This window comes from Micromonospora sp. NPDC002717 (genome assembly GCF_040295705.1).
Taxonomy (GTDB): domain Bacteria; phylum Actinomycetota; class Actinomycetes; order Mycobacteriales; family Micromonosporaceae; genus Micromonospora.
In genome coordinates this window covers 204,892-212,615 of sequence record NZ_JBEOVW010000014.1, presented here as the reverse complement: position 1 = coordinate 212,615, position 7,724 = coordinate 204,892, and the positions used below count along the sequence as shown (strand labels likewise).

Below are 7,724 nucleotides of genomic sequence, written 5' to 3'. Positions count from 1 at the left end.
CGGCGCAGGGATCAAGCCTGACCGCCCGGAGCCGGGCACGGCGGGCCACACCCCCACCACCACGCACCGCAACCCACACCCACACCACGACCGCAGAGCAACCCACACCCCACCAAGACGGCACAGCGCACGTGACCGCCGCCACACAAGAAACGAACCGGTTCCGTATCGAAACTCCAACCCCTACGCTGACATCAAATACGAGTCTGACCCGTATCGAAAACGGGGCCGGGGGGAGAACCAGAGATGCAACCGCACGAGAACACCGGACATCCGAGGAGGTGGGCGATCCTCGGGGTGCTCGTGATCAGCCTGCTCGTCGTCGTCCTGGACAACACCATCCTCAACGTCGCGCTGCGTACGCTCGCCGACCCGGTGCACGGCCTCGGCGCGAGCCAGGGCGAGCTGGAGTGGTCGATCAACTCCTACACCCTGGTCTTCGCCGGCCTGCTGTTCACCTTCGGCGTGCTCGGCGACCGCGCCGGGCGCAAGCGTTTCCTGCTGATCGGCCTGGTGATCTTCGGGCTGGCGTCGCTGCTGTCGGCGTACGCGCAGAGCCCGGGGCAACTCGTCGCGGCCCGCGCGCTGATGGGCGTGGGCGGCGCGGCCATCATGCCGGTCACGCTCTCGATCATCTCCAACGTCTTCGACCCCCGGGAGCGGGGCCGGGCGATCGGCGTCTGGGCCGGCGCGGTCGGCCTGGCGGTGGCGATCGGCCCGATCCTCGGCGGCGCGCTGCTGGAGCACTACTGGTGGGGCTCCGTCTTCCTGATCAACGTGCCGGTGGTCGCACTCGGGGTGGTGCTGGTGGCGATCCTGGTGCCCGAGTCGCGGGACCCGAATCCGGGACGCGTCGACGTCGTCGGCGTGCTGCTGTCGGTGGTCGGCCTGGTCGCCCTGACGTACGGCATCATCGACGGCGGCGAGCACGGCTTCGACCGCCCAATGGTCTGGGCCGCGATCCTCGGCGGCCTGGCGGTGCTGGCCTGGTTCGTCGCGTACGAGCGGCGCAGCGACCACCCGTCGCTGGACGTGCGGCTGTTCCGGGTGCCCCGCTTCGCCGCCCCGGTGGCGATCGTCGGGCTGATCTTCTTCGCCGCGATGGGCGTGATGTTCTTCAGCTCGTTCTACCTGCAACTGGTGCGCGGCTACAGCCCGCTGGAGACCGGCCTGCTCTTCCTGCCCTTCGCGGTGGCCCAGCTCGTCTTCGCCCCGCGCAGCGCGGCGATGGTCCGCCGGTACGGCGGCAAGGCGGTCGCCGTGGTCGGGCTGGCGCTGACCGTGGTGGCGCTCGGCGCGTTCGCCTTCGTCGGCGAGAGTACCCCGATCTGGGTGGTGCTGGTCTTCTTCTTCCTCCAGGGCGTCGGGATGGCCAACATCATGCCCCCGGCCACGGAGTCGATCATGTCGGCGTTGCCCCGGGAGAAGGCCGGGGTCGGCTCGGCGGTCAGCAACACCGTCCGGCAGGTGGCCGGCGCGCTCGGTGTGGCGGTGCTCGGGTCGGTGCTCTCCGCGGTCTACCGTGCCGACGTCGACCCTGCGCTGCGGGACCTGCCCGCCGGGGCGCGCGAAGCGGCCGGCGAGTCGATCTCCGGCGCGTACGCCGCGGCGGGTCAGCTCGGGCCGGCGGCGCCGCAGTTGATCGCGGTGGCCGACGACGCCTTCGTGGCCGCGATGCACTGGGCGGCGGGCCTCGCCGCAGCGGTCGCCGCCGTCGGCATCCTCGTGGTGCTGCGCTGGATGCCCGGTCGCGCCGAGGCCCCGGTGGCGGCGCCGGTGCCGGCGGCTGAACCCGAGTTGGCCGGGACCGCCTAGGTTCGGGGACAATGTCCGACATGACTTCCACCGCCGATGCTCCGCGGTCGCCCGGGCGACCGCGGAGCGTCCGCGCGGACGAGGCGATCCTCGAGGCCACCCTCGACCTGCTCGCCCAGGGCAGCACGATCGAGGCCATCTCGATCGAGTCGATCGCCGCCCGGGCCGGTGTGGGCAAGGCCACCATCTACCGTCGCTGGCCCGGCAAGGACGCGTTGCTGACCGACGCGCTGCGCCGGCTCAAGGGCAACCCGCCGGCGCCGCCCGGCCGGTCGGTCCGCGACGACCTGGTGGTGCTGGTCGGTGCGGTCGGGCACAACATCGACCCGCGGGCGGCGCGGATCATGCCCTGCCTGGTGCCGCGGGTGAACCGCAGCCCGGACGAGTACCAGCTCTACCAGAGCATCATCGAGCCGCGCCGGGCGCTGATGCGGGAGGTGCTGCGCCGGGGGATCCGCACCGGCGAGCTGCGCGCCGACATCGACGTCGAGGTCACCATGGCGATGCTGACCGGCCCGATGCTGATCCAGCGGGTGCTGCGCTGGCATCCCGACCTCGACGAGGCGTCCCTGCCGGAGAAGATCGTCGACGGCGTCCTGGACGGCATCCGCGCCCGCTGACCCCGGCCACCGCCTCGGTCCCGCCCGCCGGTACGGCGACCCGGTTCCGGCACGCGGCACGGCCGGCGGGACCGTCAGCCGGCCGGCGTACGCAGGCGGTGCAGGCGCAGGGCGAGCTGGACCTCCAGCGCCCGCTCCGGCTTCTGCCAGTCCGCGCCGAGCAGCTGCCCGACCCGCTCCAGCCGCTGGGTCACCGTGTTGACGTGCACGTGGAGCAGCTCGGCGGCCCGGGCCAGGCTGCCGCCCACCCCGAAGTACGCCTCCAGCGTCTTCACCAGCGCGGTGCCCCGGCGGGCGTCGTAGTCGACCACCGGCCCGACGGTGGCCCTCAGGAACCGGTCCACGTCCTTGTCGCCGCCGTCGCCGACCGCCCCCAGCAGCAGCCCGACGAAACCCAGCTCGGCGGTGCTCGCGCCCTGCCCCGACCGGCCCAGCGCGCCCAGCGCGGTGAGGCAGCGGTCGGCCTCGGCGAACGTGGTGGCCAGCGACGCCGGCCCCGTCGACGGGCCGCTCGCCCCGGCGGTCACCGGCCGGCCGGTCACCCGGGACAGGTCCCGGGCCACCGCCCGGGCGTTGCCGCCCGCGTCCCGGCCCGGCAGCATCAGCACCACCCGCCCGTCGCGGGCCGCCGCCAGCCCACCCCGCGTCGAGGCGTACGTGGTGGCCCACGACAGCACCCGCTGCCGGGCCGAGCCTGTCGCGGCGATCGCGTCGTCGCCGACCGCCACCAGCACGTGCGGCGCGTCCAGGTCCACCCCGAGCCGGCGGGCCCGGCTGCGCAGCGCGTCGGTGTCCCGCAGCGGCCGGGCGATCAGGTCGTCGAGCAGCTCGCCCCGGACCCTCCCCTCCGCCTCGGCGACGGTGCGCCGGAACAGCAGCAGCAGCGCGGTCACCAGCGACGCCCGCTCCAGGATCCGCTGGTCGGCGTCGACCAGCTCGTCGTCGGGGCGCAGCACCAGCGCGCCCATGTTCTCCGCGCCGGCCACCACCGCGGCGTACCAGAGCGGCCCCCGGCGCACGCTGCGCCCCTCCGTACGCGACGCGGCCACCGCCTCCACCATGTCCGCCCGGTCCGGCTCGTCGATCTCGCCGACCCGGGCCAGCAGCCGGCCCTCCGCGTCCAGCGCCAGCAGCGCCCCGCCGAGCACGTCGGTGACCGCCGCGGCCACGTCCTCCACGCCGCCGCCGCGCAACACCAGCGCGGTCATCCGGTCGTGCGCCGCCGCGGCCCGCTCCACCGAGCTGCTGTGGGCCCGGATGGTGGTGTTCGCCGCCGACAGCTCCTCCAGCGCCGCCCTGGTCTCGGCGAGCAGCCGCGCGGTGTCGATCGCCACTGCCGCGTGCGCGGCGAGGGACACCAGCAGCGCCACCTCCTCCCGGACGAACGGCCGGGCCGAGCGGTTGGCCGCGTAGAGCACGCCGATCGAGGTCGAGCCGAGCCGCAGCGGCACGCCCAGGATGGCCACCAGGCCCTCCTCGCCCACCCCGGCGTCGATCTCGCCGGTGTGGTGGAAGCGGTCGTCCTCCGGGTAGTTCGCCGTGACGTACGGGGCGCCGGACTGGGCCACCAGGCCGCCGAGGCCGGCGCCCATCGGCAGCCGCAGCCGCTGGAAGCGGGCGGAGACCGAGCCGTCGGTGACCCGCATGTAGGTGTCGCCGCGTTCGTCGTCGTTGAGCGTCATGTAGGCGACGTCCGCGCCGAGCAGGTTGCGCGCCCGGTGCACGATCGCGCGCAGCACGTCGTCGAGGTCGCGTAGCCCGGCCAGGTCGCTGACCGTGTCGTACAGGCCGGAGAGCTCGACCTCCCGACGGCGGCGGCGTTCCAGCAGCGCGCGGACCCGCAGCGCCACCGTCTTGGCCTGCTCCAGCTCGGCGAGCCGGTCGGGCGGCAGCCCGGCGGCGCGCGCGGCGACGAGCGGTCCCTCGAACTCCACCGCGGCGGCCTCGCGGGCGAGCAGTTCCAGGAACTCCACCGGTGACGACATGACCGACATTGTGCGGCTTGCCACTAGTTCGCCGTCCAGCCCCCGTCGAGCGCGATGGACGCGCCCGTGATGAACGCCGCCGGCGGGGAGCAGAGGTACGCCACCAGTTCGGACACCTCCTCCGGCTCGATCAGCCGCTTGATCGCCGCCCGGGCCAGCATGATCTTCTCGACGACCTCCGCCTCCGGGATGCCGTGGCTGGCCGCCTGGTCGGCGATCTGGCTCTCCACCAGCGCGGTCCGCACGTACGCCGGGTTGATGCAGTTGGCGGTCACGCCGTGCGCGGCGCCCTCCAGCGCCACCACCTTCGACAGCCCCTCCAGGGCGTGCTTCGCCGAGACGTACGCCGACTTGTACGGCGAGGCGCGCAGCCCGTGCACCGAGGAGATGTTGACGATGCGCCCCCAGCCCTTGGCGTACATGTGCGGCAGCGCCCGGCGGATGATCAGGAACGGCGCCTCCACCATCACCCGGTGCAGGTAGGCGAAGCGCTCCGCGGAGAACTCCTGCACCGGCGCCACGTGCTGGAGGCCCGCGTTGTTCACCACGATGTCCACGTCCGCGTCGAGCCGGTTCACCGCCTCGGCGTCCGCCAGGTCCACGCCCTCGGCCCGGCCGCCGGCCTCCGCCGCCACCGCCTTGGCCGCCTCGATGTTGCGGTCCACCACCAGGACCTTGGCGCCGGCGGCCCCGAGCCGCAGGGCACAGGCGCGGCCGATGCCGCTGCCGCCCCCGGTCACCAGGGCGGTACGACCAGCGAGGTCGACGTGTACGACGTGGGGCACCGCCACGGGTTCTGCCGTCATGGCGCATGAAGTTACGAGCTGTGTGTCCGGGCGCACATGGGGCGGCGGCACATACTCGACGGCCGGAGTGTGTGGTCCACACGGCAGGTCGGCGGCGTGTCGGCGCGCCCGGCGTGTCCCCGACACCGGGCGGTCGTCCGGCTCGGTAGGGTGTCGAACACACGTACTGCTGACGGTTGGGGGAGGAGGCGGCGTGCGGGTGCTCGGCGTCGACCCGGGGCTGACCCGGTGCGGGGTCGGCGTGGTCGAGGGCGTGCCGGGGCGGCCCTGCACGTTGGTCGCCTACTACGTCGTCTACACCGACCCCGGCGACGAGCTGCCGCTGCGCCTGCTGCACCTGGACCGCTCGCTCACCGACCTGGTCGCCGAGCACCGGCCGGACAGCGTCGCCGTCGAGCGGGTGTTCAGCCAGCACAACGTCCGCACGGTGATGGGCACCGCCCAGGCCAGCGGGATCGCCGTGCTCGCCGGCGCCCGCGCCGGGTTGCCCGTGCAGACCTACACGCCCAGCGAGGTGAAGGCGGCCGTGACCGGTTCCGGTCAGGCCGACAAGGCCCAGATGACGGCCATGGTCACCCGGCTGCTGCGGCTGCCCGAGCCGCCGAAGCCGGCGGACGCCGCCGACGCCCTCGCCCTGGCCATCTGTCACGTGTGGCGCGGCGGGACGCGCTCCAAGCTGGCCGCCGCGGCCGACCGGGTACGACGAGGAGGAGCCAGATGATCGCCAGCGTGCGTGGGGTGGTGACCGCGACCGGTCCGGACCACGCGGTCGTGGAGGTCGGTGGGGTGGGCCTGGCGGTGCAGTGCGCCCCCGGCACCCTCGCGGAGCTGCGGGTCGGCCAGCCCGCCCGGCTGGCCACCAGCCTGGTCGTCCGGGAGGATTCGCTCACCCTCTACGGCTTCGCCGACGACGACGCCAAGCAGCTCTTCGAGCTGCTGCAGACCGCCAGCGGCGTCGGTCCCCGGCTGGCCCAGGCCGTGCTCGCCGTGCACACCCCCGACGCGGTGCGCAAGGCGATCGCCAACGCCGACACCGCCGCGCTGACCCGGGTGCCCGGCATCGGCAAGAAGGGCGCCGAGCGCCTGGTCCTGGAGCTGCGGGACAGGGTCGGCCCGGTCCCGGTCGGCGCCGACGGAGCGGCCGGGGTGACCGGCGGGGCGTGGCCCGAGCAGGTGCGGCAGGCGCTGGTCGGGCTCGGCTGGACGGCCGGGCAGGCCGACCAGGCGGTCGCCGCGGTGGCGGAGACCGTCGACGGTGACGTGCCGCCCGTGCCGGTGCTGCTCAAGCAGGCCATCCGACTGCTGGGCCGCACCCGGTGACCGGTCCCGACGGCAACCTGGTCTCCGCCTACGTCAACGAGGCGGAACGGGACGCGGAGGCCAGCGTCCGGCCGAAGCGGCTGGAGGAGTTCATCGCCCAGCACCGCGTACGCGACCAGCTCGACCTGCTGCTCCAGGGCGCGATGCGGCGCGGCTCCCCGCCCGACCACATCCTCCTCTCGGGCCCGCCTGGCCTCGGGAAGACGACGTTGGCCAACATCGTCGCCGCCGAGCTGGGCTCGGGCATCCGGGTGACCAGCGGCCCGGCGATCGAGCGTTCGGGCGACCTGGCGGCCATCCTGACCAGTCTCGCCGAGGGCGACGTGCTCTTCATCGACGAGATCCACCGGATCGCCAAGCCGGCCGAGGAACTGCTCTACAGCGCGATGGAGGACTTCCGGGTCGACGTGGTCGTCGGCAAGGGCCCGGGCGCGACCGCCATCCCGCTCGACGTCGAGCCGTTCACCCTGGTCGGCGCGACCACCCGCTCGGGCCTGCTGACCGGGCCGATGCGGGACCGCTTCGGCTTCGTCGCGCACCTCGACTTCTACTCCCCGGCCGACCTGGAGGTGCTGTTGCGCCGTTCGGCCCGGATCCTCGGCGTGCCGATCACCGACGACGGCGCCGCCGAGATCGCCGGCCGCTCCCGGGGCACCCCGCGGATCGCGAACCGGCTGCTGCGCCGGGTCCGCGACTTCGCCGAGGTCCGGGCCGACGGCGTGGTCACCGTGGAGACCGCCCGGGCCGCCCTGACGGTGTACGACGTCGACGCGCTCGGCCTGGACCGGCTGGACCGGGCGGTGCTGACCGCGCTGGTCGACTCGTTCCGGGGCGGCCCCGTCGGCCTGTCCACCCTGGCCGTGGCGGTGGGGGAGCAGCCGGACACGGTCGAGGAGGTGTGCGAGCCGTTCCTGGTGCGCGCCGGCCTGCTGGCCCGTACGCCGCGCGGCCGGGTCGCCACCGAGGCCGCCTGGCGGCACCTGGGGCGTACGCCACCGAATGGTACATTTGGCGCGGATGCCCCTCGCGCGCCCGATCTGTTCTCGGTGGACGCCGATCAGCCGTGATGCGAACGTGATCTGTGCCGCATTCGGCGTTCCCAGGTGCAGGGATTAGACTCGCGCCGGTCTGTACAGGACGTGAGAATCCGCCTCCGCTCCGGCACGCCCGTGCCGGGT

Annotated in this window: 7 protein-coding genes; 5 read left to right on the top strand and 2 right to left on the bottom strand. The window is 74.0% G+C overall.

The window, feature by feature from the left end; genetic code table 11:
- The first annotated feature begins 246 nt into the window (after nt 1-246).
- Nucleotides 247-1,815 carry an MFS transporter gene (locus tag ABT006_RS21910; protein WP_350709051.1) on the top strand — a complete coding sequence of 523 codons (1,569 nt, stop codon included), beginning with the start codon at nt 247-249 and terminating at the stop codon, nt 1,813-1,815.
- 11 nt (nt 1,816-1,826) lie between these two features.
- Entirely contained in the window at nt 1,827-2,435 is a 609-nt protein-coding gene (locus ABT006_RS21905; protein WP_350709049.1) for a TetR/AcrR family transcriptional regulator, read from the top strand.
- A gap of 74 nt (nt 2,436-2,509) precedes the next feature.
- Here ABT006_RS21905 and ABT006_RS21900 read toward each other — a convergent pair whose 3' ends face one another.
- Both ABT006_RS21900 and ABT006_RS21895 read right to left on the bottom strand, forming a co-directional pair.
- Nucleotides 2,510-4,429 (bottom strand): helix-turn-helix domain-containing protein, encoded by a 1,920-nt coding sequence (locus tag ABT006_RS21900; protein ID WP_350709047.1) that lies wholly within the window; start codon nt 4,427-4,429, stop codon nt 2,510-2,512.
- A 14-nt stretch (nt 4,430-4,443) separates the two neighbouring features.
- Nucleotides 4,444-5,226 carry a 3-hydroxybutyrate dehydrogenase gene (locus tag ABT006_RS21895; RefSeq protein WP_350709045.1) on the bottom strand — a complete coding sequence of 261 codons (783 nt, stop codon included), beginning with the start codon at nt 5,224-5,226 and terminating at the stop codon, nt 4,444-4,446.
- A 193-nt stretch (nt 5,227-5,419) separates the two neighbouring features.
- Between ABT006_RS21895 and ruvC the strand changes: the two genes are divergently transcribed.
- The 3 genes from ruvC to ruvB are packed head-to-tail and all read left to right on the top strand — an operon-like array spanning nt 5,420 to nt 7,613.
- Nucleotides 5,420-5,947 (top strand): crossover junction endodeoxyribonuclease RuvC, encoded by a 528-nt coding sequence (ruvC, locus tag ABT006_RS21890; RefSeq protein ID WP_350686934.1) that lies wholly within the window; start codon nt 5,420-5,422, stop codon nt 5,945-5,947.
- Nucleotides 5,944-6,546 (top strand): Holliday junction branch migration protein RuvA, encoded by a 603-nt coding sequence (gene ruvA / locus ABT006_RS21885; RefSeq protein ID WP_350709043.1) that lies wholly within the window; start codon nt 5,944-5,946, stop codon nt 6,544-6,546. The genes ruvC and ruvA overlap by 4 nt, the downstream gene beginning before the upstream one ends.
- Nucleotides 6,543-7,613 carry a Holliday junction branch migration DNA helicase RuvB gene (gene ruvB, locus ABT006_RS21880; RefSeq protein ID WP_350709041.1) on the top strand — a complete coding sequence of 357 codons (1,071 nt, stop codon included), beginning with the start codon at nt 6,543-6,545 and terminating at the stop codon, nt 7,611-7,613. Before ruvA ends, ruvB begins: the two co-directional genes overlap by 4 nt.
- Nucleotides 7,614-7,724: the final 111 nt, after the last annotated feature.

Coding starts and splice junctions, on each gene's coding strand:
- ruvA (WP_350709043.1), top strand. CDS start 5,944: ATGATCGCCAGCGTGCGTGGGGTGGTGACCGCGACCGGTCCGGACCAC.
- ABT006_RS21900 (WP_350709047.1), bottom strand. CDS start 4,429: ATGTCGGTCATGTCGTCACCGGTGGAGTTCCTGGAACTGCTCGCCCGC.
- ABT006_RS21905 (WP_350709049.1), top strand. CDS start 1,827: ATGTCCGACATGACTTCCACCGCCGATGCTCCGCGGTCGCCCGGGCGA.
- ABT006_RS21910 (WP_350709051.1), top strand. CDS start 247: ATGCAACCGCACGAGAACACCGGACATCCGAGGAGGTGGGCGATCCTC.
- ABT006_RS21895 (WP_350709045.1), bottom strand. CDS start 5,226: ATGACGGCAGAACCCGTGGCGGTGCCCCACGTCGTACACGTCGACCTC.